The following is a 23,045-nucleotide window of genomic DNA, read 5'->3' on the forward strand; positions in this document are numbered from 1 at the left end:
GGTGGCGTGAGCCGTCACGACGAGGCTCCGCCGCCGGAGCGCGTGTCTCCGCCCCCGCGGCGCGCGTCCCCCTCGCGCTCGCGCAGCCGCCGCTTCGCCCACTGGCGGCCCGCCGCACCCCAGGCCACCGCGTGCACCAGGGGGGCGGTGCGCCTGCGGGCCAGCAGGAAGCGCCGGTTGGTGACCGGCTCGGGCCGCCAGTGGTGCTTGTACGGTTCGTTGCCGCGCAGCAGGCTCAGCGCGCGGGGGTGCTCGCCGCCGGTGTGCCGGGTGGACGCCTCCAGGAGCATCGTCGCCACATCCACCTTGCGCTCCCTGAGCCGCGGATGGGCGCCGTACAGATAGCCGCCGGCCAGCGTGCCCGACAGCAGCGTCAGGTCCGCGGCCAGCACCTCGCCGTCCAGGCTGAATTCGGTCAGCACGGCCTCGCCCGCCGCGACCATCGGGCGCATGGAGCGGAGCAGGTGCTCGTGGAACCGCGGCTGGAGGTGCTCGGGGGTCACCTTGCGTCCCTGCCACTGCAGTTGGTGCAGGCGCAGCAGCGTCCGCACCGAGGATTCCACCTCCTCGACGGGCACGACCCGGCTCTCCACGCCGATCGCCGCCAGCTTGCGGATCTTGGCGCGGGCGCGCTGGGCCCGCGGGGCCGGCAGCCGCTTGAGCAGCCCGTCCAGCGGCAGTCCGGGAAGTTCCAGGCAGTCGGAGGCGGCCAGCGTGCGCCGCGGCCCCGGCCAGCGTTCGTAGAGGCTCTCCACGCACGCGCCCGGCCTGACCTCCCCGAAGTCGATCAGCGCGGTCCGGGCCAGCGCGTACAGGCCGGAGAGGAGCGCCTCCGTCCCCTCCTCACGGCACGAGCCGTCCAGCAGCACGTCGGTGAAGTCGGAGATCGCGCCGCCCAGCGGCTTCAGCGCCGGGAGCGGCCGGTCCACCCGCATCAGCGGTGCCGCGGCGATCAGCCGGCCGCCGCTGTGGACGAGCAGCACCCGCAGCCGGCCGGGGCTGCCGTACGACCGCCACCAGGACGACAGCCACGCGTGGCTCTGGAACGGCGTGGCCGCCGCGCACGCCCGGTACAGCCGCCCCCACGGTTCGGCCAGCGCCTCGAACTCGTCCTCGTCCACGCAGAGTTGGGCCGTGGGGAGGCTGCTCGGTGCCGTGCTCGCCGGTGCCGTGCTCATGGGGCGCTCCGGACCAGGCCGGACGCGGGCCCGGGGACGGAGGCGCCCGCCGCCGCCTCCTCCGTACGCGCGCGGGGGCGGACCAGGAGCGCGAGGCCGCCGAGCAGCCCGCCGGCGCTCGCGCCGACCAGGGCCGTCACCCCGGTGGAGAGCGACGAGGGCGCGTCCGGCGCCAGGGCGCGGGAGAACGGCAGCAGCTTGACCTGGGTGCTGCCCTTGGAGTGGTTGGCGCTCGTGGCGAGCGACCGCGCCACCGCGTCGGCGGCGGTCACGGCGGAGTCCGGCTGCTCCGTGGTCGCCGAGACCGCGATCATCGGCGCGTCGGGGGACGTGGCGACCCGCACCCTGTCCCGCAGCTCCGTGGCCGACATGCCCGCCGCCACCTGCGCGTCGCCCAGCACGGCGAGCTGCGTCGCCACCCGGCCGTACGCCTGGGCGAAACCGAGCGCCGTGGCCGGGTCCGCCTTCGCCTGCGGGACGGCGACGACGTAACTCGTGGCCGTGTACTCCGGGGTCTGCAGGGCGCCGTATCCGGTGCCGATGAGGGCGCCGAGGACCGCGCAGGCGGGCAGGGCCGACCAGCGGGGCAGCCGGGCGAGGCGGGCTCGCAGGGGTCCGGTGCGCGAGTGCGCGTGCGCGGAGTCGCTCATCGAGGGGTCACCTCCAGGGTCGGGCCGGGGACAACTGACGCGTAGACGTCCATCAGTTGGTCGGCGCTTCGGGTGATGCTGTAGTGGCGCACCGCCGCCGGTGCCTCGCGGTGCGGCGGCACGTCACCGCGCAGGCCGTGCAGGGCCCGCGCGAAGGAGTCCGGGTCGCTCGGGCAGTAGGCGGCGCCGGTCCGTTCGCCGGCGCCGAGGCCTTCGACGGCGGGGCAGGACGCGTAGAGCACGGGGAGCCCCGCGGCCAGGCCCTCGACGAGCGCCAGGCCGAAGGCCTCCTCGGGGGAGGGGGAGGCCAGGACGTCCATGGCGGAGAGCAGCGCGGGCAGGCCGCCCGCGTCGTGGGTGGACTCACCGGTGAACCACACCCGCCCGGTGAGGCCGAGCCGGTGCGCGAGCCGCCGCAGCCCCTCCTCCTGCGGGCCGCTCCCCACCAGGACGACGACGACGTCCTCGGGCAGCCGGGCGGCGGCCTCCAGGAGGACGTCGAAGCGTTTGCCGGTGGCCAGCCGCCCCACGCCGCCGACGACGAACGCGTTCTCCGGCAGCCGCAGCCGGGCGCGCGTGCGGGCGCGGGCCGCCGGGTCGAACCGGAAGCGCTCGACCTCGATGCCGTTCGGCACCACCCGGATGCGCTGCCGCGGCACGCCCCACCGGTGCAGCCGCGCCCCGACCGCGGGCGAGACCGCGACCGTCACCCGGCCGAGCCGCTCCCCGGCCAGATACAGCGCGCGCACCCCAGGCGTCAGCGGCCTGCCCTCCATCTGCGAGTCGCCCAGGGAGTGTTCGGTGGCCACCACCGCGCGCACTCCCGCCATCCGGGCCGCGACCCGCCCGTACAGGCAGGCGCGGTAGAGGTGGGTGTGCACCAGGTCGTACCGGCCCACGCGGATCAGCCGGGTCAGCCGCGGCAGCGCCGCCACGTCGCGGTTGCCGGCCATGCCCAGGTCGGTCACGCGGGTGCCGTCGGCCTCGATGCCCTGCGCCACGGTGCCCGCGTTGGTCAGCGTGACCACGTCGCTGGACGTCGGCAAGTGGCGGAGCAGGAGGCGCAGTTGCTGCTCGGCGCCGCCCACCCCGAGCCCGGTGATGACGTGCAGGACCCTCATTCCGCCACCGCCGAGCCGTCCAGCGCGCGGCGCCTGAGCCGGTTCGTGCGCAGCTTCAGCCGCAGGCGCCAGGCCGTGTCGCCCTGGCCGACGTGGACGCGGGGCAGGGCGTACGTCCCGGCGAGCGCTCCCGGCGCGATCGCGCACCCGTAGCCGTATCCGGCCTCCCGCACCGCCGCGACGACGCGCTCGTCGACGTGGCCGTAGGGGTAGCAGAAGCCCCGCACCTCGCCGTCCGTCAGGTCGCGCAGGGCGGCACGGCTGTCGCTCACCTCGCGGCGCAGCAGCGCGTCGTCGGCGGCGGTCAGGTCGACGTGGGTCAGCCCGTGCGAGCCGATCTCCATGCCGCTCTCGGCCGCGTGCCGGATGCCCTCGGCGCCGAGGAGCGGTTTGCGCGGGCCGAGCGGGTCCCAGGCGTTGTCGCCGTCGAGGCGGCCCGGCAGGACGAACAGGGTCGCGGTGCATTCGTACCGCCGCAGCAACGGCAGCGCCTCCTCGACGAAGTCGCGGTAGCCGTCGTCGAAGGTGAGGCCCACGAGGTTGTGCTCCAGGCCCCGCGCGCACGCCTCCAGCAGGTGCGTCATCGACACGCCGCGCAGCCCCTGGCGCCGCATCCACCGCAGCTGCTCGGCCAGCCGGTCCGGCGCGACGGTGATCTCGTACGGGTCGTCGGACGGATCCGCGACGGAGTGGTACATCGCCACCCACGCCGGGTTGCGCGGCGGCCGCAGCCGAAGGAAGGGCTCCGTACCGGACGGCGCGGGCGGAGTGAGGTCAACGGACATGACACAGCTTTCTGCCGACGGAGCGAAGGACGGTGGTCCAGGGCCGCACCCCCAGGAGCAGGCCGAGGACCACGAAGGAGACGGTCACCGCGGTGAAGCTCGCGAGGACGGCCGGGGCGGGCTGCGCCACGGCCCGCGCGGCCACCGCGCCGAGCAGCGCGGCGCCCCCGGCGGCGAGCGCCAGCCGGCCGAGCTGCCCGAGCACGGCCCGCGTCCTGACCGGCACGGTGTGCGGGCCAAGGCCGCGCAGCAGGAGCAGGGCGGAGACGCAGATGCCCGTCGCGTTGGCCCCGGCGATCCCGTGTACGCCCCACGTGCCGACGGTCAGGAAGCCGATCCCCGCGGTGGTGACGACGCCGATGAACATGGCGAAGAGGGGGATCCAGGTGGTCCTGGCCACGGAGAAGTGCGCCCGGGCCAGCGCCCCCACCAGCGTGTGGCCGAGCAGGCCCAGCGCGTAGACCCGCATGACCGAGGCGGTGGTGGCCGTGTCCCGGGCGGTGAAGGCGCCGCGCTGGAAGAGCAGTTCGATGAGCGGCGGCGCGGCGGCGATGACGGCTGCCGCGCCCACCAGGACCACGCACCCGGCGAGGACGACATCACGCTCGACGCGGTCGCGGGCACGTTCCGTCTCGCCCATGGCCAGGGCCCGGGCGACCACGGGGAAGGTGACCGTGCAGATCATGAGGGACAGGGCCATCGGCATCTGCGCGACCTTCTGCGCGTAGTTCAGGTGCGAGATGGCCCCGGCGGGCAGCGACGAGGCCAGGAACCGCTCGATGAGGACCTGCGACTGACGGCACAGGGCGAACAGCAGGACCGTCCAGATGATGGCGGTCTGAAGGGCCTTGGCGGGCTCGGGACCGCTCGCGGTCGTGGTCGCAGACGCAGACGCAGACGCAGACTCGGACTCGGGACGGTACGGGCGTCGCAACTGCCGCCACAGCGAGGGCGCCTGTACGACGACCATGAGGACGCCCCCCACGGCCACGCCCGCCGCCGCGGCCCGCACCCCCAGCGGCACCGCGAGGGCGAACAGGGCGGCGATGATGGCCGCGTTGTAGGCGACGTAGACCGTCGCGGGCGCGACGAACCGCTGGTGCGCCCGCAGCGCCGCGCTGCAGTAGCCGGTGAGCCCGAAGGTCAGGGCGCAGGTGGCGGTCAGCCGGGTGCAGTCGACGGCCAGTTGCGGGTCGGGCAGTCCGGGGGCCAGCACGGCGACCAGGTAGGGGGCCGCCGCGATGAGGAGCGCGGCGGTCCCCGTGAACCACAGGATCATCCGCGGCAGCGACGCCCGGACGAGCTCCCGGACCGGGTCGGCGGCCGGGCCGTCCGCGCGGCGCGCGAGGGCCAGGCTGAACGCGGGCACGAGGAAGAAGGCGAGGCCGTCCTCGATGAGCAGCGTCGCGGCCACCTCGGGGACCGTCCACGCCACCAGGAAGGCGTCGGTGTCGGTACCGGCGCCGAAGAAGTGCGCCAGCGCCTGGTCGCGTACGAGCCCGAGGAGCGAACCGGCGACGGACAGCACGACCGTGACGAGCGCGGCCTTGGCGAGGAACGAGCCGCCGGTCTTCCCGCCCGTCTCCTGGCCGCCTTCGGCGAGCCCTGCCCCGGGGGCCGGGTCCGGGCCCGGGCCCGGGTCCGTGTCCGGCGTCGGGTCCGGGCCTGCGGCGACCGGCGAAGGCACGGCCGTCATCGCACACCCCCCGTTCCGGCCCGCCCGTGGGAGCCGACCGCCCACCAGCCCGCGAGGCCGAACGCGACGCCGGTCAGGACGGTGGAGGGGCCGCCGATGTCGGCGTACACGAAGTCGGTCAGCTGCCAGCTCAGCAGCCCGCAGGCCACCAGCGCACAGTCGAGCTCCGGGCCGCCGGGACCGTTCGGTCCGCTGCGCTGCCGCCGCCACCGGTGCACCGCGCACACCACGAGCGCCGCCCAGCCGCCGGCCAGCGTGGTGAGGCCGAGCAGTCCCTGTTCGCCGAGCACCAGCAGATACATGTTGTGCGGGGACAGCAGGGGCTGGCGGACGAAGCCGCTGCCTGCCCCCGCGGTGTCGCTGCCGGCGGACAGGGCCAGCGAGGCGTGGCTGTCGCGGTGGTCGGGGAACCCCTTCAGGCCGACTCCGGTCACCGGCCGCTCCCGCCACATGTCGACCGAGGCGGCCCACATCGTGTAGCGGTCGGTGACCGACTGGTCGGGTGTGCCGGTGACTTGGGTGATGCTGCTGAGGCGCTCCTGGAGCATCGCGGAGCCGACTCCGAGGCCCGCCACCAGGACCACGGCGGCGGCACCGGCGGCCAGCAGGACCCGTCCCGCCCGGCGCACCCCGGCGAGCAGCAGCACCCCGGCGCACGCCACCGCGGCGGCGATCCACGCGCCGCGGCTGAAGGACAGGGCGAGCGGCACGGTGAGCAGGGCGGCGCAGACCACCGCCGCGGAGCGCTGGCGCGGCGAGTGGGGACGGAAGGCCAGCGCGAGCGCGCAGACGAGTCCGTACGAGACGACGGTGGCCATTCCCATGACGTCCGTGGAGCCGAACGTGCCCACCGCGCGAATGTCCTCGCCCATGTACGAGGCGCCGGTGCCGGTCAGGTTCTGGTGTACGCCGATGACGCCCTGCCACAGCCCGAGCGCCACGAACGACCAGGCGAGCAGGCGGAAGTGGTGGGCGTCGCGGATCAGCAGCAGCACGGCGGCCGGCACCAGGACGAAGACCTGGAGGTAGCGCGTGGCCCCGGCGACACCGGTCGCGGCGGACGAGGCGCCGAAGGCGGCCACGGTGATGCCGACGACCGGCAGCCCGAGGACCACCGCGGCGGTACGGGTCAGCGGGCGCCGCCCGGCCCGCACGGCGCGTACGACGCAGAAGCCGACGACGAGGGCGGACGCCGCGTCGGCGAGGGTGCCGGTGCCGCCTCCGCCACCGGAAGAGGCACCCCCGGCGGGCACCGGCAGCGCGAGCAGGGCGACCAGGAGCACCACCGGCAGGACCGGAGCGCTCCGCCGCAGCGCGGGCAGCACCGCGCCGGGCAGGCGGGAGCCGCACGGCAGGGCGGTCGTCAGGTGGTTCACGCGCTCAGCTCCCCGTGCGGCGTACGAGGCAGCCGACGGTCCGCAGGAGGATGCACAGGTCCTGCCAGAACGACCAGCTGTCGATGTAGGCGTTGTCGAAGCGGCACCGGTCCTCGATGGAGGTGTCGCCGCGCAGGCCGTGGATCTGGGCCAGTCCCGTGATGCCGGTCGGCATGCGGTGCCGGTGGGCGTAGTCGGGGTAGGTCTGGCTGAACTGCGCGACGAAGAAGGGCCGTTCGGGCCGCGGTCCGACGAGGCTCATGTCGCCCCGGAGCACGTTCCACAGCTGGGGCAGCTCGTCCAGCGAGGTGCCCCGCAGGAACCGGCAGAACGCGCTCATGCGGTGCTCGTCGGCGACGCTCCACCGGGTCGCCGCCTCCTGCTGGTCGGCGGGCCGGTGGGTGCGGAACTTCAACAGGGTGAACAGCTGCCCGTCCTTGCCGACGCGCTCCTGCCGGAAGATCACGCCGGGGCCCTCGACGGCCCGCAGCACCAGGGCGCAGACCGCGAGGACCGGCGCGGCCGCGAGCAGCAGGACGCCCGACACCGCGATGTCCAGGAGCCGCTTGCCGACGCCGGGCCGCGGGGGCGCGGCGGATGTCAGGGGGCGGCAGGCGAACCCGGCCACGTACTGCCGGGGTCCGTCAGGTCCGTGCCCGGCCCCCGAGCAGCGCGGGTCGAGCTCCCACAGGTCGCAGCCCAGCTGGTGCAGCGTCGGCAGCAGGCCGGTGAGCCCGGGGCCCTGGCCGGCGAGGAGGAACACGGCCCGGACGTCGTTCTGGATCACCGCCCGGTGGAGTTCGTCCTCCGTGCAGAGCACCGGAAGGCCGGGCCCGGGATCCGCCGCCGTATCGGCACCGCCGTCGTCGTCCTGCGGGGCCGGGTCCGCAGGCTCGCTCACGATGCCGACGGGCCGCACGCCGCAGCCGGGGCGCCGCAGCAGCGCAGCGGCCACACCGCGCGCCTGGTCGCCGGGCCCGAGCACCAGGACCGGGCTCGGCCTGCGCAGGGTGGCGGTCCGCCGGTGCCGGTGGACGAGCGCGCGCCCGCAGCAGCTCAGCAGGGCCTGCACCGCCGCCATGCCGAGCAGCGTGCGGAGCGGGAGCGGCTGCGACCAGGGCAGCGCGGGGGCGAGGACCGCGGTGAGGGACCACGCGAGGGCGATCCGCCCGGTGAGCGACGGCACCTGGCCGAGCGTGTCGGGGAGTGGGGCGTACTCGTACAAGCGCCCGCGCGCGTTCAGGAGCAGCACGCCTGCCACGAGCAGGGGTGCCAGTACGGCCTGTTGCCGTGGGTCGTCGAGCAGCAGCAGGCCGAGGAGGGCCGCCACGCAGTCGGCGGCCACCGGTGCCGCGGCCGGGTGCCGCGTGCGGGCCGGCCGCCGTGCCGACGCCCCGGCGCGGCGGGCCGTCGCCTCGCGTGGTGCGACGACGAAGGTTCCGGGCGGGGCCTGGGTGTCCTGCCGTGGCTGAGCCGATGAGGAGGCAACGGTCCGTTCGGCACTCACGTGGTGGTGCACTCCCTGCGTTCGGTGGGCGCCGTGCCCAGAAGCTCGCCGTACACCGCGTCGATCGCGGCCGCGGCACGCCGTGCGTCGTGGTGGTCCAGTACGTGCAGGCGGCCCCGCCGCCCCAGCGCGTCCCGCAGTGCGCCGTCCCGCAGCAGCGCGATGAGCGCCCGTGCCAGTGCCTCGGGGTCCTCCGGCGGTACGAGGGCGTGCGGGCGGTGGTCCCGCGGCAGGCTCTCCCTGGCCCCGTCGACGTCGGTGACCACGACGGGACGGCCGCAGGCCATGGCTTCGAGGGGGGCCAGCGCCATGCCTTCCCAGCGGGACGGCAGGACGACGACATCGGCCGCCCGGTACCAAGGGGCGGCGTCGGCCGCCGCCCCGACGAACGCCACCCGCGGCCCGGCCCGCTCCCGCAGCCGCGCCGCGTCCGGCCCGTCCCCGACCAGGACGAGGCGTGCCTCGGGCACCCGCGCGGCCACCGCGGGCCAGGCGCGCAGCAGCACGTCCTGCCCCTTCTGCCGGCAGAGCCGCCCCACGCACACCACGAGGGGGACGCGCGCGGGCCCGTGTCCCTCGGGCGCGAACCGGGCGGTGTCCACGCCGTTGGGGACCACCGAGCAGGGGCCGGTGACGCCGGCCCGGCGGCCGGTGGCCAGCTCGGCCTCGCTGACGCAGACGGTGCGGGTCGTCCAGCGGGCCGCGTGGCGTTCCCAGAGGCGGGCCAGGAGCCCGGTGGGGCCGCCGACCGCCTCGAAGGACCAGGCGTGCGGCTGGAACACCGTGGGGATGCTGCCGCGCAGCGCGAGCCGCGCGGCGAGTCCGGCCTTGGCGCTGTGCGCGTGGACGAGCGCGGGTGCCGCCGCGTCGATGACGCGCTTGAGGTCCCTCGTCTCGGCGCGGAGGCGGGGGCCGGGGGAGCGGGTCGCCTCCCAGGGGTGGACGCGGATGCCGGCGGCGGCCAACGCCCGGGGCAGGAAGCCCTCCCGGGGACAGGCCACGTGGACGTCCGTCCCGGCCGCGGCCTGTGCCGTGGCCAGGTCGACGACGACCCGCGCCACGCCGCCGTCCACCGGCTGGCTGATGTGCAGGACCGTTGCGGCTGCCCTCAGCACTCCTGAGTGACGCATGACGGCGTTGGCCTTCCGAGTGTGAGAACTCTGAACCACAGCGGACATGGGGTGATGCGCAGTGAATGTACGAATCTGAACGCGTATGGGTGGAATGCCCTAAACGGAAGCGCAACTGTAGCCGCTGAAGTGAGCCGCTCCGTCAACCTCGGTACGTGTGTCGGATTCGTGAAGAGAGGCGCGGGCGCAATGAATCCCGCCGCGTATCACCCGTCTGGGCGCACAACTCGGCGTCGAGGTCGGCAGTTGATCCCTCTAGACGGGCATCCCGCCCGTACGTCGCATCATCACCAAGGAGCAGCACCCCATGTCGCGTACCACCAAGGCATTCGCCCTGTCCGCCGTCGCCGCCGCAGCCGTGGCCGGATCCGCGGGTGTCGCTGCCGCCGACAGCGGCGCGCAGGGCGCCGCCACCAACTCCCCCGGTGTCATCTCCGGCAACACCGCGCAGGTGCCGGTCCACATTCCCGTCAACGTCTGCGGCAACAGCATCAACGTCATCGGTCTGCTGAACCCGGCGTTCGGCAACCAGTGCGCCAACGACTGACGCACCGTCTGATCTGAGCGGCCGTCCCCACGGAAGCGGGGGCGGCCGTTCCGCATGTCCGGCCGGGTTTCGCCGCCCGCCGCGGTGGTGACGGCCGTGCCCCGAATGGAGTGTGCGCCCGCCCGTCGCCGACCGGCCGTCACCTCCGCCCCCCACCTGCGGGGATGCCCGCGCGCATCAGGAAAGGCCAGGGCGTCGCGCGGCCGCTCGGTTGCGGGCGGCGTGCGCCGCTCCCACGGTGATCACAAGATCCGACGCATCACCGGAAGGGAAAAACTTATGCGCGCTCTGCCCGTACGGCGCCTCGCGACCACCACCCTGTGCGTGACGCTGCTTCTCGGCACGGCCGGCCCGGCCTTCGCCTCCCAGGGCGATGTCACCCGCGACGAAGCCCGGACCGCCCCGCGCGCTGCCACCCCCGAGGAGATCGAGAAGCGCACCGAAGCCGTGCGTCAGGCGATCGAGGCCGTCGCCGAGACACCAGGCGAGGCATCGGACCCCACGGCGGAAGCCGTGGCCGAGCTGCGGAAGGCCGTCGACGGTCTGGTGCGGGCCACCTCGGCCGAGGACCCCCCGAAGGACGTGCTCGGAGGGCTCCCGCAGATCCTCACCGGCCTGATCGGCACCCTCACCTCCCTGCTGGGCGGCACCCAGCCCAAGGCGCCCACTGAGACCCTCCCGCAGACCCCGTCGCTGACGCAGAACCCGTCGCTCCCGGCGACCCCGGCGCTCCCGGCGGTCTGAGCGGTCCTTTCTTTCCGGCGTTTCCGTACCGGCCCGCGCTCGTTAGCCCTGGCGAAAAGAGACGACAGGCAAAACGATGCCTGAACGGTGCTCGCCGAAGGCGACACGCGTCGCCAAAGAAAGGAACATGATGAAGGCCCTGAAGGCTGCCGCTGTCCTTGCCGGTTCGCTCGCCGTCGCCGGTTCCGCCGCGCCCGCGGTCGCCGACAGCCTGACGCCCACCAGCCTGAACGGCGGGCTCGAAGCCATCACCAGCCAGAACCTGCTCGACACCAAGCCGGTGGGCACGAACATCCTCGACACCGAGAACAAGGGCTCCGTCATCAACACCGTCAAGGACACCGCGGAGGGCCTGAACTCCGCCGGTGGCCCCGCGGAACTCCTCGGCGGACTTCCCCTCGGCAAGTAAGAGCCCGTAATTACCGCGCCGGGCAGCGGAATTGGCTCCACAGAGTGAAGTAATTCCCCCGGGCGGCACGATCGCCGTCCGAGGTCGCGCAAGGGCCGGTCACCTCTTCCACGGACCGGCCCTTCGGCGCGTCACCGCAGCCGACCGAGTGACCCCATCGTGTGATGGCGGGCCCCGGTTGGGCCACACGGGTGACAACCGGACCGGGCGCGTCCGTCCGCGTCTATACGGTTCCCCTCATGACCTCAACATCCAGCGAACAGCGCCCCTTTCAAGAGACTGACCTGGGAACCCTGGCTGTTCTCGCCTGGAGCGGCGAGCACCCCGAGGAAGAGAAGGACATGCCCTTCCTGCTGGCCTACTCCCTCGGTGACACGGAGGGCGGCCCGGAGGCCACCGCCGAAGCGATGCGCACCGTCCTCGACGAGGCGGGCCTGCCCATCGGGGGTCCCCTCCTCGACGGGGCGCGCAACCCCTCCCTGCCGGTGAGCCTGCTCGTCGAGGGCGACCAGGCCGTCGTCAACATGCCCCACCTGAACGCGCAGTGCGCGGTGCCGCCGGAGTGGCTCGCCGCCGTCAAGCAGCGTGGACACGCCTACTTCCTCGCCACCACGCGCGCGTGGCCGGAGGCCAAGCCGGGCGAGCCCGTCCCGGAGGACCGCCTCCGCGAGTTCGCCGGTGCCGAGGAGACCCTGCTCAACGCCACCCACTGTCTGCTGCCCGCGCGCAGCCTGCGCTGATGCGCGGCGCCACCGAACTGCCGCACCGGGTACCGCCGCAGGCCGTCGGCCGACCCGGCGCGGGCCCCACCACCACGCCCGCACCGGACGGCGCCCCCGAGCAGCGGGGCGGCCGGCGGCTCGGCCTGCTCCTGGTGGTCACCGGCGCGGCGGGGCTGCTCGCGGCGTGGGTCATCACCCTCGACAAGCTCAGGCTCCTGGCGGACCCGGACTTCGTCCCCGGGTGCAGCCTCAACCCCGTGGTCGCCTGCGGAAACATCATGAAGAGCGAGCAGGCGGCGGCCTTCGGCTTCCCCAACCCGCTGCTCGGCCTCGTCGCGTACGCCGTCGTGATCTGTGTCGGCGCCGGCCTGATCGGCGGCGCCCGCCACCCCCGCTGGTACTGGCTGACCTTCCACGCGGGCACCGCGTTCGGTGTCGCGTTCTGCGGCTGGCTGCAATTCCAGTCGCTCTATCGCATCAATTCCCTCTGCCTGTGGTGCTGCCTCGCCTGGGCCGCCACCATCGTCATGTTCTGGTACGTGACAGCGCACAACGTACGGTCCGGATTCCTCCCCGCACCGCGCGCTCTGCGCGCCTTTCCGTGGGAATTCACGTGGGTCCTTCCCGCCGTGCACATGGGCGTCGTCGGGATGCTGATCCTGACGCGCTGGTGGGATTTCTGGACCAGCTGAAAACCGGGGGAACCGCACGGCGAAAGGACGGATCGAGCCCGATGGAGAAGAACCTGGCCGACCGGGTGACCCGCCGTCACCTCATCGGGGCCGCGGCCGCGGCGCTCCTCGGCGCCGCCGGCGTCGTCCGCGCCCTGCCGGACCGGCCCGCCCCCGACCCGCCCGCACCGGGACCGGCGGCCGCGCCCGCGGACCCGCCGTTCGACGAGACGTACCAGGGCCGCCGCATCCAGGGGGAACCGATGGCCCAGCAGGCCGGGCACGACTCCGCGGGCTGGCGCGTCACCGTCGACGGGCGGCGGCTCGCGCTGATGCGCCGCGCGGACGGCAGCTATCTGAGCATGGTGGACCACTACGGTTCGTACGCGACGCCGCTGGCCGCCGCCCGAGGAGCCGTCGACGAACTCGGCCCCCTCCAGGCCCTGAGCGGCCGCGGCCACTGAGCCGGCCACATGGCCCCCGAACGCGGAAGGGACGGGCATGGCCCCCACGCGCAGGAACCAGCGGAGCCTCAGCCGCCCGGAGCGGCGCCGCTTCGTCGACGCGGTGCTGAAGCTCAAACGCCGGGGCGAGTACGACGAATTCGTCCGCACGCACATCGACTTCTATGTGTCGGACGGGGAGCAGCGACTCCGCGTCGCCCATATGACCCCCTCGTTCTTCCCCTGGCACCGCCGCTTCCTGCTCGACTTCGAGCGGGCCCTCCAGCGCGTCGACCCCGGCGTCACCGTCCCCTACTGGGACTGGACGAAGGACCGCGGTCCGGCCGCGTCGCTGTGGGGCGAGGACCTGATGGGCGGGAACGGACGGCGGGGCGACCGGCAGGTCATGACCGGCCCGTTCGCGTACCGGCACGGGCGCTGGAAGATCAAGGAGGGGGTCACCGACGGGGACTTCCTCACCCGAGACCTCGGGCGCCCCAAGGACCCGATCGACCTGCCCACGGCGCGGGACGTGGCGCGCGCCCTGGCCGATCCCCGCTACGACGTGCCGCCGTGGAACTCCACGTCACCGGAGGGCTTCCGCAACAGGCTGGAGGGCTGGACGTCCGCGAGCGGCACCGAGCGGTGGCAGAACCACAACCGTGTCCACCGCTGGGTCGGCGGCCACATGCTGGGCGGGGCGTCGGTCAACGACCCGGTCTTCTGGCTCAACCACGCCTTCGTGGACCTGCTCTGGGACCGGTGGCGGCGCCGGCACCCCGAGTCCGCCCCCTATCTGCCGGAGCGGCCGCCGGGCCCCGGCTCGTCCCAGCACGGGCGCATCGTCGCCCGCGACGAGCCGATGCCGCCCTGGGACGTCACCCCGGGCGAACTGCTCGGGCACAAGGGGCTTTACAAGTACGCCTGACGGAGCCTGAAGGAGCATGAGGAAGCCCCCGGCGGAACGCGCGGCGGGGGCTTCGTCGGGGTGGGGTCAGCCGCCGTAGCCGGAGTGGCCGCCGCCGTTGTGACCGCCACCGTGGTGACCGCCGCCGTTGTGGTGACCGCCCTTGTGGCCGCCGTTGTTCACGCACGGGTTGCCGAAGGCGGGGTTCAGCAGGCCGATGACGTCGACGGTGTTGCCGCAGACGTTCAGCGGGACGTGGATCGGGACCTGCAGCAGGTTGCCCGAGAGCACACCGGGGGAACCGACCGCGGAACCCGACGCACCGGCATCCGCCAGGGCCATACCGGCGCCGCCGATGACGACCGCTCCGGTGGTGAGGGTGACAGCGGCTGCCTTCGCGATGCGAGACATCACTTTCTCCTTTGATTCGGATAGAGCGGCTGCCCACACGCAACCGCCTATTGTCCAACTGCTTTCGCCGAGGCGAGGTCACGGTGCGGGCGTACGGCATGACCATGCTGGATGAATGCATCGTTTTCGCGAAATGCCGTGGCGATAAGTGGGACAACTGGCCCGAACGGGTGGCGGCGGTCCGCGGCCGGGCGCGCCCCGCGTACAGAGGGCCGCGAATGCGCTTCCTGAGTGAGGCCTCGGCCGGACCCGTGACTTTCGGGAGCCCCGGCCGGTTCTGAAAACATGACTTCAGCACGACGACTCATCACCGCCGTCTCGCTGGCCGCCGGCGCGGTGGCTCTGGCCACGCCGGCCGCCCAGGCGTCCGCCCCCACCCAGGACACGGGAAGGATGGAGGTGCTCGACACCATCGACGGCCTCGGCACGACCGGCATGCCCGCGGACCAGGCGGCCCGGATGCCGCACCTCAAGGACCAGCTGGTCGGCCTCAACAACCTGAACGAGCTGAACCAGCTGCGCCAGATCACCGACCTGGTGGCCCCCCTCACGAACCTCGTGCCCGGCATCCAGTAGGCCGGCGCCCGACGGTCAGATGAGCTGCACTCCGCGCTCGGCCAGGTAACTCACCGGGTCGATGTCCGAACCGTATTCACGCCGGGCCCGTATCTCCAGGTGGAGGTGCGGGCCCGTGGCACGCCCGGTGGCCCCGCTCCTGCCGAGGAGGAAACCGGCCTCGACGGCCTGGTCCTCGCGGACCGCGATGCTCGACAGATGGGCGACGAGGGCGTAGTGGCCGTCCGGCATCCGCACCGTCACGGCGTTGCCGTACGCGCCGGACCACCGGGCGACGAGGACCGTGCCCGCACCCACGGCGTACACCGGCGTCCCCTCCGGCACGGCGAGGTCGATGCCCGTGTGGTGGCCGGCGAGCCAGTTGCCGCGTATGCCGTAGGGCGCGGAGACCCGGAATCCGACGCGCAGCGGCATCGCGTACTGCTCCGGCGGGGCTTCCGGGACCCTGCGCGTCTCATCCAGGCCGAGCCGGTCGTCCGCCTCGGCCAGGGCGGCTTCGAACTCGGCGTCGTAGGCACCCGTACAGACGTGGTCCGAAGAGGAGTGGTCCGACGGGGAGTGGCCTGGCGGGGAGGGGTCTGACGGGGAGTGGTCTGCCCGGGCGGCGGCGCGGGACGCTGTCAGCGGCAGCGCGCCGCCGGCCAGCAGCGCCGCGGCGGCCCCCAGAGCGCGACGCCGCGTGGTGACCCCTTTTGCCGCACTGGCTATGTCCTGTTCCATGTCCGACAGCTCATCGGTGCCGCGCCCGCCTCGCATCTCGGGTGAGCCGCCCGGCGTATGCCGCCCTCGCTAGGCCGTCGGAGGGAAGACCTCTTCGTCCGCGCCGAGCTCCGCGGGCGGCGGCCAGTGGGGGCGGGCGTGCTCCGGGAGGGAGCGCAGGGCCTGGCCGACCGAGGTGTGTGACGAGAACAGGGCGGTGCTCCCGCTGTGTTCGAGCAGTGTGGCAAGGCGGCGGCCCACGCCCGCCAGCATCAGGTCACCGGACCGCCGCCGCAGGAGCCAGTGCAGGGCGAGCAGGCAGTTCAGGCCGCGGGAGTCGCAGAACGTCAGCGCCGTCACGTCGAGGACGATGTGGCGCCGGCCCGCGTCGACCGCACCGGCCAGGGTGTCCATGAAGAACTTCTCGGACGCCTGGTCGAGTTCGCCGCTGAGCCGCAGCACGGCGCAGAGGTCGGAGTGGGCGAGGCCCGCGATGGACAAACGGTGGGACTGCATGCCCATCACACCTCCGGTTTCGTCGACGATCCAGGATCGACGTATACAGGATCGACAGGGAGACGTCAGCCCACGGGGCCAAGTCACAGCTGTCACCAGGCACCGGAAGCCGACCGGGCCGGCGCCGAAAGCCGACCACCCGAATCGGACAATTCACCCGTCCGTCCGGCGCTGGGACCCGCCCTGGACGTACAGCCGCCGCTTACGTTGGTGCCCCTCGGCCCCTCTCCGGACGACTCCAGGCCGACGACATCAGGAGCGCGCGTGAAGATCGATTGCGTCGGTGGCGGACCTGCCTCCCTGTACCTGGCCGTCCTCGCCAAGCTCCAGGACCCGTCCCACGAGATCACGGTCCACGAGCGGCACGCGGCCGACGCCTGTTTCGGCTGGGGCGTCACGTACTGGCCGGACCTCCTGGCGGACCTGTACGCCCACGACCCCGAGTCCGCCCGGCTCATCGAGGAGCAGTCCGTGCGCTGGCAGGGCGGATTCGCCCATGTGGGCGACCGGACCACGGCCCACGACGGCGACCCCGGGCACGCCATCGCCCGCCACCGGCTGCGGACCGTCCTCGCCGACCGGGCCCGGTCCCTGGGCGTACGCCTGGAGTTCGGCCGTGAGATCGGCGGCCGCGCGGACCTCCCCGACGCGGACCTCGTCGTCGCCGGCGACGGGGCGCGCAGCAGGCTCCGCGCCGAACACGCGGACCGGTTCGGCACGCGGGTGACCACCGGCGCCAACCGCTTCATCTGGCTCGGCACCACCCGCGTCTTCACCGCGTTCACCTTCGCCTTCGTCGAGACCGACCACGGCTGGATCTGGTGTTACGCCTACGGATTCAGCGCCGGGCACAGCACCTGCGTCGTCGAGTGCTCCGCCACGACCTGGGCGGCGCTCGGCTTCGACCGGCTCGGCCACGGCGATGCGCTGCGCCTGCTGGAGAAGCTCTTCGCCGACCTGCTCGATGGCCATGAACTGCTCGGCCGCAGGGACATCGAGAGCCCCGCCCAGTGGCAGGCCTTCCCCACCGTCACCAACGCGTCCTGGTCGTACGACGGCCTCGTGCTGATCGGCGACGCCGCCCACACGACGCACTACTCCATCGGGGCAGGCACGACCCTCGCGCTCCGCGACGCGATGGGCCTCGCCCGCGCCCTGCGGACCGCCACCGCACCGGCGGAGCTCCCCGCCGCCCTCGCCGCGTACGAAAGGGAACGCAAGCAGGCCCTGCTCTCGGTGCAGAGCGCCGCGCGGCACAGCGCCCAGTGGTACGAGAACCTGCCCCGCTACATGGGTCTGGAGCCGCACCAGATGTTCGCGCTGCTCGGCCAGCGGCACTCGCCGCTCCTGCCCCATGTGCCGCCGCAGCTCTACTTCCACTTGGACCAGGCCGTCGGCCGCCTCCAGGCCCTGCGCTGGCTCAAGCAGCGCCTGGGTCCGCGTCTCGCCCGTACGCTGCAGAGCCGCCGCGGCCGGGCGGGGAGCGGCGTCTAGGAGGCGTGCTGCCTGCGGGCCAGCCGGGTGAGCGTACGGACCAGGCCGCCCGGGCCGCTCTCGCGCGCGGGGAGGGGTTCTCCGTCGCAGGAGACGGCGCCGACGACCGCGTCGCCCCCGTGCACGACCAGCTCGCTGGGCAGACCGAGACCGCGCGCCCGGTGGACGACCGCGGCCGCGTCCCCGGGAAGGCAGGCGCTGAGGTCGATGACCAGCACGTCCGGGAGCAGCACCCGGGCCCGGGCGAGGGCCAGCGTGCTGTCATCGGTGTGGGACAGGACGCACACGTCGGGGATGCTCTCGATCCGGGCGATCAGATCCTTCTCGTTCTCCCGCCCGACCAGCACCAGCACGGTAAGCACGTCCCCATCCTCCTCCGGACGCCCGCCGGTGTCCTGAGCGGGCCGCCGAAGGAGGGCGGGTCGGTGTGCGCGGGTGCGGGTTCCCGGGTGCGGTCAGCGTCCGGTGGTGGCGGCCTGCGTGCTCGTCCGCACGGACTTCAGCCCGGTGTCGACCACGGACAGGGCGATCTTGCCCGCGTCCATCACCTGCTGGCCCTTCTCGATGGGGTCCATCAGGGTCTCGCCGACGGCCCGGCCCACATTGCCCTGTCCCTCTTCGGGCGAGGCCGCGGCGGCGGCGTGAGCGGGGGCGGTCGCGGCGACGGCGGCGGCGGCCAGGGTCAGAGCGGTGAGCATGCGCTTCGAGTTGTTCATGGTCTTTCAAACGGCGAAGAGCGCAGGAAGGTGCGCCGACACCGCCGGTAACCCGGGCAATTCCACCGTCCGAGCGATGAGGACAGAGCGGCGCGGGGAGCTGAGCACAGAGCAGCGCACGCGTCAGAAGTGCAGCATCGACATGAGCTCGGGGCTGCGCAGGCCCGTCGACATCTCCGGGAGGCGTTGGCCAGGCCGTATCCAGCCCGCGCGCTCGGCGGCGGTGACGGCGGCCGCCTCCGCCCGGTCCGCCGCGGCGTTCAGCGCCTCGTCCGCGCCGAGGGCGTCCCGGCCCGCCGCGGCCGCTGCCGCCTGCGACGCCTCGAGCGCGGCGCGGTACGCGGCGTCGACGGGCCCGCTCTCACCGTCGTGCAGCTGTCCCAGCTGGGCGGCCTGCGCGGCGGCGGCCGCGGCGTTGCGCGCGCAGCGGGAGTCCGCCGCCGGGTCGGGGGCGGACTCGGAGAGCACGGCGAGGGCCTGGGCGCAGACGCGGGCCGCGTGGGCGGCCTTCCAGGAGGTGTTCTGCTCGGCGCCGTGCCGCTCGATGTGGTGGCGGACCGCCGCGGCGCGGAAGGCGGCGCTCTTGGCGCGGGCGGCGTGACCTGCCCGGAGAGCCGCGTCGGGGTCCGGCTCGGGGCGTGCCTCAGGGGTCGCTTTCTCGTCGGGGGCGCGGTCGCTCATGGTCGTCTCCTCGTCCGCGGGACGTGCCGGGTGCCGGTGTGCCGGTGTGCCGGTGACGGTGCCGAATGTCCGGCAGGGTGACAGCTGCGGCTTCAACAGGCCAGGGGGTCAGACAGGTCAGACAGGTCAGACAAGGATTCCCAGGGCCGCGTCCAGCGACCACGTCTGCCAGCTCCACGTGAAGAAGGCGACCAGAGAGGCCAGCGCCATCATGAGGTTCTGGCCCTGCTCGGCCCAGTCGTGGATCATCAGGACGAGGTAGATCAGGTTGAGGACGAGGCCGCCGACGAGGGCGACCGGGGTGAGGAATCCGAAGATCAGGCCGAGCCCGAGGGCCAGTTCGGCGTAGGCGACGACGTACGCCATCACGCGCGGCCGGGGCTTCACCACGACGTCGAATCCCCGGCGCACGGCAGGCCAGCGGTGTTTCTCGGCGATGCCCGCGGCCCAGTCGATGCCGCCGCCGCCGAACCACTGCTTCTTGTCCTTGTGGCGCCAGCTCTCCAGCCACCACAGGCCGATGCCGATCCGGAGTACGGCCACCCATTCGGCTCCACCGAGCCAGATCGTCTGCATCGCGCGTCCTCCCCAACCAACCTGACGGGGCGTCAGTTCAGCGGATCGGGCCGTGACGCGCAAGGGGTCGAGTTGCGGGCGGGCGCTTGCCGTCGCCCGGGGGAGGCCATAACCTCGATCCGATGGAATCTGATGGAGCGTCAGATTTAGGTCGGTGAAACCGGCAGGCGGCGGCAGCGGTAGGGGGCACAACAGTGGTCAGCAGCGAGGTCGGAACCAACGAACTCCCCCGGGTCATCAGCGTGGACGACCACGTGATCGAGCCCGCGCACCTCTTCGAGAAGTGGCTCCCGGCCAAGTACCGCGACCGGGGCCCGAAGCCCTTCACCGCGGGCATCGGCGAACTGGAGTACATCGGCGGCAAGTACAGGTTCACGACGGACCCGGCGGGCCAGATCACCGACTGGTGGGAGTACGAGGGCAACATCTTCCCGTACAAGCGCATCATCGCCGCCGTCGGCTTCTCGCGCGACGAGATGACGCTCGACGGCATCACCCGCGAGCAGATGCGCCGCGGCTGCTGGGACCCGCAGGCCCGCCTCGCCGACATGGACGTCAACCACGTCGAGGCGTCCCTCTGCTTCCCGACCTTCCCCCGCTTCTGCGGGCAGACCTTCTCGGAGGCCAAGGACAAGGAGGTCGGCCTCGCCTGCGTCCGGGCGTACAACGACTGGATGGTGGAGGAGTGGTGCGGCGACAGCGGCGGCCGGCTGATCCCGCTCTGCCTGATCCCGCTCTGGGACGTGGACCTCGCCGTCGCCGAGATCCGGCGCAACGCCGCCCGCGGGGTGCGGGCCGTCACCTTCAGCGAGATCCCGACGTATCTGGGGCTGCCGTCGATCCACTCCGGGTACTGGGACCCGTTCTTCGCGGCGTGCGAGGAGACGGGAACCGTCGTCAACATGCACATCGGCTCGTCGTCACAGATGCCGGCCGCGTCCCCGGACGCGCCGCCCGCGGTGCAGGCGTCGCTCTCCTTCAACAACGCGATGGCGTCGATGATGGACTTTCTCTTCAGCGGGGTCCTGGTGAAGTTCCCGCGGCTGAAACTCGCCTACAGCGAAGGGCAGATGGGCTGGATTCCGTACGCCCTGGAGCGTGCCGACGACGTGTGGGAGGAGCACCGGGCCTGGGGCGGCGTGAAGGACCTGATCCCGGAGCCGCCCTCCACGTACTACTACCGGCAGATCTTCTGCTGCTTCTTCCGCGACAAGCACGGCATCGAGGCGATCGAGACCGTCGGCGTCGACAACGCCACCTTCGAGACCGACTACCCGCACGTCGACTCGACCTGGCCGCACACCAAGGAAGTCGCGGCCGACCACGTCGGCCACCTGCCGGCGGAGATCCAGTACAAGCTGCTGCGCGGGAACGCGATCCGCATGCTGGACCTGCCGTTCGACCGGACCGGCCGGTAGGGGGCCGACGACCGGCCGATACGGTTCATCCGACCCCCCGACGGAGAGGCGATCGGATGAGCATCCCCCGGATCAGCACCCCCGGGATCAGCACTCCCGGGATCAGCACTCCCCTTTCGGAGACGCTGGTCACGCTCGGCCGGCGGTACGTGCGTGACGCCCCCGGCACCCTCGGCAAGGCGGCGCTGGCCGCCCGCTTCCTGAATCCGCGCCTCCGGGAGAGCCCGCGCCGCCGTGTCGTCGCCGACCGGTACGGACATCGGTTCGCCGTCGACACCCAGGACCTCATCCAGCGCTACGTGTACCTCTTCGGGGCCTGGGAGCCGCACATGACGCGGTGGCTGCGCGGGCGCCTCGGCGCCGGGGACGTGTTCGTCGACGTCGGGGCGAATGTGGGGTACTTCGCCGTCCTCGGCTCGGGGCTCGTCGGACCCGAGGGGCGGGTCGTGGCGATCGAGGCGTCGCCCGAGTTCCACCGGCGCGTCCTGCGGAACGCCGAACTGAACGGATGCTCCAACATCCGCGCGGTCAACGCGGCCGTGTCGGACGAGCACAAGCGGCTCACGTTCATCCTCGCCAGCTCGAACAACATGGGCGCGAACAGCATCGTCCCGTACGACGGGCCCGCCGAGTCCACCTTCGACGCGGACGCCGTGCCGCTGCCCGAGCTCCTGGAGCCCGACGAGCTCGCCCGCGCGCGGGTCATCAAGATCGATGTGGAAGGGGCGGAAGGCGGCGTCATCAGGGGCCTCGCCCCGGCCCTCGGCCGCCTCCGGCCCGACGTGGAGATCGCCGTGGAGGTGACCCCCGACCGCATGACGCAACTGGGGGACAGCGTCGACGAATTGCTGGACACCCTGCGGAAGGCGGGGTTCCACCCCTATCGGCTGGTCAACGAGTACGCGGCCGAGAGCTACCCCGGCGCGATCCGGCGCCCCGCGCCGCCGGTGCGGTGGCGGCAGCCGGTGGTCGGCGAGACCGAGCTGGTCTTCTCACGGGTCGACGCGGAGACACTGGAGTGAGCAGGGAGGGTGGTCGGAACTCTCAGTCGGTGCCGGGCCGGAAGTGCCACCCGAGGTCCGCGAGCGCCCTGGCCCTGGCCTCCACCACCGCCATCCGCGCGGCCCGCTCACCCGTGTCGACGTGCGCGCTCTGGCCGGTCGCCTGGCCCTCCCACTTGCGGTAGAGAAGACCCACCTCCGACGAGAACCAGCCCCGCGCCACCGAGTCGAGCGCCAGCAGGAGCCCCGTGTCCTCGGAGGCGGGCAGCGCCATCCAGCCGCCCAGGGCGACGAGCAGCTCGCGGCGGACGAAGAGCGTCGCCGGGTGGACCGGCGCGCGGTAGTCGTGGCGCGCCCAGTGGTCGAGAACCGTCCCGCGTTCGACGGGCCCGTGCTCCGGATCGCCGGGGAACCCGGCCGTGGAGCCGTCGGGCAGCAGGTCGAGCGCCCGGGACGTGGCCCATCCGATGGTCCTGTCGCCTTCGAGCGCCGCGAGGTCGCGGGCCAGCGCACCGGGAGTGAGCTGGTCGTCGGCGTCCAGGATCTTCACGTACTCGCCGTCGGCGCGCGCGAGCGCCATGGTGCGCGCGACCCCCGGACCGCCGGGCCGCCCCTGGCGGAACGACACCCGCTCGTCGTCCGGGACGTGCGGCGCGACCCGGTCGCTCGTGCCGTCCTCCTGGATGAGCCAGCGCCACTCCCAGCCCGGCGGAAGCACCTGCCGGCGGAGCGACTCGTATGCGTCCGCGAGGAAGGGCGCCGAGGGCGCGTGGACAGCTGTGACGACGATGATCCGCCTGCGCACGGCACTCACCACCTTTCCTGGGCCCACACCCTATGACTCCGAAAGAGGAGTTGACGAGAACACCAGGAAGTTTCGGTACGAAACGATCTCGCGGCTAAAAACCTGAACGGGCGACGGCGCATCGCCCGAGGCGCTGAATAGCGCCGGACAATGGAAGGGCCCGACCGCTGGCGACGGGGGATGCACCAGCGATCGGGCTCTGCTTACAACAGTAACAAGGCTTAATGCGCGACGGGAGTCAACTCTGCCTTTTGACCATGGAGTTG

Annotated in this window: 27 protein-coding genes; 11 read left to right on the forward strand and 16 right to left on the reverse strand. The window is 73.0% G+C overall.

Annotation, left to right across the window (positions count from 1 at the left end):
- Positions 1-14 precede the first annotated feature (14 nt).
- The 8 genes from ACH4D5_RS15155 to ACH4D5_RS15190 are packed head-to-tail and all read right to left on the reverse strand — an operon-like array spanning position 15 to position 9,443.
- Positions 15-1,178, reverse strand: a complete 1,164-nt coding sequence (locus ACH4D5_RS15155) for a GNAT family N-acetyltransferase (protein ID WP_398302242.1) — start codon at positions 1,176-1,178, stop codon at positions 15-17.
- The gene (locus ACH4D5_RS15160) at positions 1,175-1,828 is read right to left on the reverse strand and encodes a lipopolysaccharide biosynthesis protein (RefSeq protein ID WP_398302244.1); all 654 of its coding nucleotides are present in this window, start codon (positions 1,826-1,828) and stop codon (positions 1,175-1,177) included. The genes ACH4D5_RS15155 and ACH4D5_RS15160 overlap by 4 nt, the downstream gene beginning before the upstream one ends.
- Positions 1,825-2,949, reverse strand: coding sequence for a glycosyltransferase (locus ACH4D5_RS15165; RefSeq protein ID WP_398302246.1), 1,125 nt, complete (start codon positions 2,947-2,949; stop codon positions 1,825-1,827). The genes ACH4D5_RS15160 and ACH4D5_RS15165 overlap by 4 nt, the downstream gene beginning before the upstream one ends.
- Complete coding sequence (locus tag ACH4D5_RS15170; protein WP_398302248.1) at positions 2,946-3,734, reverse strand: polysaccharide deacetylase family protein; 789 nt, start codon at positions 3,732-3,734, stop codon at positions 2,946-2,948. The genes ACH4D5_RS15165 and ACH4D5_RS15170 overlap by 4 nt, the downstream gene beginning before the upstream one ends.
- Positions 3,724-5,430, reverse strand: a complete 1,707-nt coding sequence (locus ACH4D5_RS15175) for a lipid II flippase MurJ (RefSeq protein WP_398302250.1) — start codon at positions 5,428-5,430, stop codon at positions 3,724-3,726. The genes ACH4D5_RS15170 and ACH4D5_RS15175 overlap by 11 nt, the downstream gene beginning before the upstream one ends.
- Positions 5,427-6,797 carry an O-antigen ligase family protein gene (locus tag ACH4D5_RS15180; RefSeq protein ID WP_398302630.1) on the reverse strand — a complete coding sequence of 457 codons (1,371 nt, stop codon included), beginning with the start codon at positions 6,795-6,797 and terminating at the stop codon, positions 5,427-5,429. The genes ACH4D5_RS15175 and ACH4D5_RS15180 overlap by 4 nt, the downstream gene beginning before the upstream one ends.
- Positions 6,798-6,810: 13 nt before the next feature.
- Positions 6,811-8,313, reverse strand: a complete 1,503-nt coding sequence (locus ACH4D5_RS15185; RefSeq protein ID WP_398302252.1) for an exopolysaccharide biosynthesis polyprenyl glycosylphosphotransferase — start codon at positions 8,311-8,313, stop codon at positions 6,811-6,813.
- On the reverse strand, positions 8,310-9,443 hold the full coding sequence (locus ACH4D5_RS15190; protein ID WP_398302254.1) for a glycosyltransferase: 1,134 nt from the start codon (positions 9,441-9,443) through the stop codon (positions 8,310-8,312). The genes ACH4D5_RS15185 and ACH4D5_RS15190 overlap by 4 nt, the downstream gene beginning before the upstream one ends.
- A 307-nt stretch (positions 9,444-9,750) precedes the next feature.
- Between ACH4D5_RS15190 and ACH4D5_RS15195 the strand changes: the two genes are divergently transcribed.
- The 7 genes from ACH4D5_RS15195 (at position 9,751) to ACH4D5_RS15225 (ending at position 13,907) form a co-directional block, all read left to right on the forward strand.
- A complete protein-coding gene (locus tag ACH4D5_RS15195) occupies positions 9,751-9,990 on the forward strand; it encodes a chaplin (protein WP_398302256.1) in 240 nt (79 codons plus the stop codon).
- A gap of 279 nt (positions 9,991-10,269) precedes the next feature.
- Entirely contained in the window at positions 10,270-10,734 is a 465-nt protein-coding gene (locus ACH4D5_RS15200) for a hypothetical protein (protein WP_398302258.1), read from the forward strand.
- A gap of 130 nt (positions 10,735-10,864) precedes the next feature.
- A complete protein-coding gene (locus ACH4D5_RS15205) occupies positions 10,865-11,143 on the forward strand; it encodes a hypothetical protein (RefSeq protein ID WP_398302632.1) in 279 nt (92 codons plus the stop codon).
- 239 nt (positions 11,144-11,382) lie between these two features.
- The gene (locus ACH4D5_RS15210; RefSeq protein WP_398302260.1) at positions 11,383-11,883 is read left to right on the forward strand and encodes a DUF5949 family protein; all 501 of its coding nucleotides are present in this window, start codon (positions 11,383-11,385) and stop codon (positions 11,881-11,883) included.
- Positions 11,883-12,557: a vitamin K epoxide reductase family protein gene (locus ACH4D5_RS15215; RefSeq protein ID WP_398302262.1), complete on the forward strand. Its 675-nt coding sequence runs from the start codon at positions 11,883-11,885 to the stop codon at positions 12,555-12,557. The genes ACH4D5_RS15210 and ACH4D5_RS15215 overlap by 1 nt, the downstream gene beginning before the upstream one ends.
- A gap of 41 nt (positions 12,558-12,598) precedes the next feature.
- Positions 12,599-13,000 carry a tyrosinase cofactor gene (locus ACH4D5_RS15220; protein WP_398302264.1) on the forward strand — a complete coding sequence of 134 codons (402 nt, stop codon included), beginning with the start codon at positions 12,599-12,601 and terminating at the stop codon, positions 12,998-13,000.
- A gap of 37 nt (positions 13,001-13,037) precedes the next feature.
- Positions 13,038-13,907 carry a tyrosinase family protein gene (locus tag ACH4D5_RS15225; protein WP_398302267.1) on the forward strand — a complete coding sequence of 290 codons (870 nt, stop codon included), beginning with the start codon at positions 13,038-13,040 and terminating at the stop codon, positions 13,905-13,907.
- 66 nt (positions 13,908-13,973) lie between these two features.
- Here the strand turns inward: ACH4D5_RS15225 and ACH4D5_RS15230 are convergent, their stop codons facing one another.
- Entirely contained in the window at positions 13,974-14,297 is a 324-nt protein-coding gene (locus ACH4D5_RS15230; RefSeq protein WP_398302269.1) for a chaplin, read from the reverse strand.
- 285 nt (positions 14,298-14,582) lie between these two features.
- On the opposite strand from ACH4D5_RS15230, the gene ACH4D5_RS15235 reads away from it, so the two are divergent.
- Positions 14,583-14,873, forward strand: coding sequence for a hypothetical protein (locus ACH4D5_RS15235; protein ID WP_398302271.1), 291 nt, complete (start codon positions 14,583-14,585; stop codon positions 14,871-14,873).
- 15 nt (positions 14,874-14,888) lie between these two features.
- On the opposite strand, the gene ACH4D5_RS15240 is transcribed toward ACH4D5_RS15235, so the two are convergent.
- Together ACH4D5_RS15240 and ACH4D5_RS15245 are read right to left on the reverse strand one after the other, a co-directional pair.
- Complete coding sequence (locus ACH4D5_RS15240; RefSeq protein WP_398302273.1) at positions 14,889-15,593, reverse strand: M23 family metallopeptidase; 705 nt, start codon at positions 15,591-15,593, stop codon at positions 14,889-14,891.
- A 69-nt stretch (positions 15,594-15,662) separates the two neighbouring features.
- Positions 15,663-16,088: an STAS domain-containing protein gene (locus ACH4D5_RS15245; RefSeq protein ID WP_398302275.1), complete on the reverse strand. Its 426-nt coding sequence runs from the start codon at positions 16,086-16,088 to the stop codon at positions 15,663-15,665.
- Positions 16,089-16,352: 264 nt separating this feature from the next.
- On the opposite strand from ACH4D5_RS15245, the gene ACH4D5_RS15250 reads away from it, so the two are divergent.
- Positions 16,353-17,582, forward strand: a complete 1,230-nt coding sequence (locus ACH4D5_RS15250; RefSeq protein WP_398302277.1) for an FAD-dependent monooxygenase — start codon at positions 16,353-16,355, stop codon at positions 17,580-17,582.
- On the opposite strand, the gene ACH4D5_RS15255 is transcribed toward ACH4D5_RS15250, so the two are convergent.
- The 4 genes from ACH4D5_RS15255 to ACH4D5_RS15270 form a co-directional block, all read right to left on the reverse strand.
- Positions 17,579-17,944: a hypothetical protein gene (locus ACH4D5_RS15255; RefSeq protein WP_398302279.1), complete on the reverse strand. Its 366-nt coding sequence runs from the start codon at positions 17,942-17,944 to the stop codon at positions 17,579-17,581. The genes ACH4D5_RS15250 and ACH4D5_RS15255 overlap by 4 nt on opposite strands.
- 93 nt (positions 17,945-18,037) lie before the next feature.
- Positions 18,038-18,298, reverse strand: a complete 261-nt coding sequence (locus ACH4D5_RS15260) for a hypothetical protein (RefSeq protein WP_398302281.1) — start codon at positions 18,296-18,298, stop codon at positions 18,038-18,040.
- A 123-nt stretch (positions 18,299-18,421) separates the two neighbouring features.
- Positions 18,422-18,979, reverse strand: coding sequence for a hypothetical protein (locus tag ACH4D5_RS15265; RefSeq protein ID WP_398302283.1), 558 nt, complete (start codon positions 18,977-18,979; stop codon positions 18,422-18,424).
- A 126-nt stretch (positions 18,980-19,105) separates the two neighbouring features.
- Positions 19,106-19,555, reverse strand: a complete 450-nt coding sequence (locus ACH4D5_RS15270) for a DoxX family membrane protein (protein WP_398302285.1) — start codon at positions 19,553-19,555, stop codon at positions 19,106-19,108.
- 194 nt (positions 19,556-19,749) lie between these two features.
- Here ACH4D5_RS15270 and ACH4D5_RS15275 point away from each other — a divergent pair, with 194 nt between their 5' ends.
- Positions 19,750-20,973 carry an amidohydrolase family protein gene (locus ACH4D5_RS15275; RefSeq protein ID WP_398302287.1) on the forward strand — a complete coding sequence of 408 codons (1,224 nt, stop codon included), beginning with the start codon at positions 19,750-19,752 and terminating at the stop codon, positions 20,971-20,973.
- A gap of 56 nt (positions 20,974-21,029) precedes the next feature.
- Positions 21,030-21,995: an FkbM family methyltransferase gene (locus ACH4D5_RS15280; RefSeq protein WP_398302289.1), complete on the forward strand. Its 966-nt coding sequence runs from the start codon at positions 21,030-21,032 to the stop codon at positions 21,993-21,995.
- Positions 21,996-22,017: 22 nt separating this feature from the next.
- Here ACH4D5_RS15280 and ACH4D5_RS15285 read toward each other — a convergent pair whose 3' ends face one another.
- Positions 22,018-22,779 carry a glycosyltransferase family 2 protein gene (locus tag ACH4D5_RS15285; protein ID WP_398302290.1) on the reverse strand — a complete coding sequence of 254 codons (762 nt, stop codon included), beginning with the start codon at positions 22,777-22,779 and terminating at the stop codon, positions 22,018-22,020.
- Positions 22,780-23,045 lie beyond the last annotated feature (266 nt).

This window comes from Streptomyces sp. NPDC018029 (assembly GCF_044327655.1).
Classification (GTDB): Bacteria; Actinomycetota; Actinomycetes; order Streptomycetales; family Streptomycetaceae; genus Streptomyces.

Excerpts from the sequence above, each read along its gene's own strand:
- ACH4D5_RS15155 (WP_398302242.1), bottom strand. The coding sequence starts at position 1,178 with ATGAGCACGGCACCGGCGAGCACGGCACCGAGCAGCCTCCCCACGGCC.
- ACH4D5_RS15160 (WP_398302244.1), bottom strand. The coding sequence starts at position 1,828 with ATGAGCGACTCCGCGCACGCGCACTCGCGCACCGGACCCCTGCGAGCC.
- ACH4D5_RS15165 (WP_398302246.1), bottom strand. The coding sequence starts at position 2,949 with ATGAGGGTCCTGCACGTCATCACCGGGCTCGGGGTGGGCGGCGCCGAG.
- ACH4D5_RS15170 (WP_398302248.1), bottom strand. The coding sequence starts at position 3,734 with ATGTCCGTTGACCTCACTCCGCCCGCGCCGTCCGGTACGGAGCCCTTC.
- ACH4D5_RS15175 (WP_398302250.1), bottom strand. The coding sequence starts at position 5,430 with ATGACGGCCGTGCCTTCGCCGGTCGCCGCAGGCCCGGACCCGACGCCG.
- ACH4D5_RS15190 (WP_398302254.1), bottom strand. The coding sequence starts at position 9,443 with ATGCGTCACTCAGGAGTGCTGAGGGCAGCCGCAACGGTCCTGCACATC.
- ACH4D5_RS15195 (WP_398302256.1), top strand. The coding sequence starts at position 9,751 with ATGTCGCGTACCACCAAGGCATTCGCCCTGTCCGCCGTCGCCGCCGCA.
- ACH4D5_RS15200 (WP_398302258.1), top strand. The coding sequence starts at position 10,270 with ATGCGCGCTCTGCCCGTACGGCGCCTCGCGACCACCACCCTGTGCGTG.
- ACH4D5_RS15205 (WP_398302632.1), top strand. The coding sequence starts at position 10,865 with ATGAAGGCCCTGAAGGCTGCCGCTGTCCTTGCCGGTTCGCTCGCCGTC.
- ACH4D5_RS15210 (WP_398302260.1), top strand. The coding sequence starts at position 11,383 with ATGACCTCAACATCCAGCGAACAGCGCCCCTTTCAAGAGACTGACCTG.
- ACH4D5_RS15215 (WP_398302262.1), top strand. The coding sequence starts at position 11,883 with ATGCGCGGCGCCACCGAACTGCCGCACCGGGTACCGCCGCAGGCCGTC.
- ACH4D5_RS15220 (WP_398302264.1), top strand. The coding sequence starts at position 12,599 with ATGGAGAAGAACCTGGCCGACCGGGTGACCCGCCGTCACCTCATCGGG.
- ACH4D5_RS15225 (WP_398302267.1), top strand. The coding sequence starts at position 13,038 with ATGGCCCCCACGCGCAGGAACCAGCGGAGCCTCAGCCGCCCGGAGCGG.
- ACH4D5_RS15230 (WP_398302269.1), bottom strand. The coding sequence starts at position 14,297 with ATGTCTCGCATCGCGAAGGCAGCCGCTGTCACCCTCACCACCGGAGCG.
- ACH4D5_RS15235 (WP_398302271.1), top strand. The coding sequence starts at position 14,583 with ATGACTTCAGCACGACGACTCATCACCGCCGTCTCGCTGGCCGCCGGC.
- ACH4D5_RS15240 (WP_398302273.1), bottom strand. The coding sequence starts at position 15,593 with ATGGAACAGGACATAGCCAGTGCGGCAAAAGGGGTCACCACGCGGCGT.
- ACH4D5_RS15245 (WP_398302275.1), bottom strand. The coding sequence starts at position 16,088 with ATGCAGTCCCACCGTTTGTCCATCGCGGGCCTCGCCCACTCCGACCTC.
- ACH4D5_RS15260 (WP_398302281.1), bottom strand. The coding sequence starts at position 18,298 with ATGAACAACTCGAAGCGCATGCTCACCGCTCTGACCCTGGCCGCCGCC.
- ACH4D5_RS15265 (WP_398302283.1), bottom strand. The coding sequence starts at position 18,979 with ATGAGCGACCGCGCCCCCGACGAGAAAGCGACCCCTGAGGCACGCCCC.
- ACH4D5_RS15270 (WP_398302285.1), bottom strand. The coding sequence starts at position 19,555 with ATGCAGACGATCTGGCTCGGTGGAGCCGAATGGGTGGCCGTACTCCGG.
- ACH4D5_RS15280 (WP_398302289.1), top strand. The coding sequence starts at position 21,030 with ATGAGCATCCCCCGGATCAGCACCCCCGGGATCAGCACTCCCGGGATC.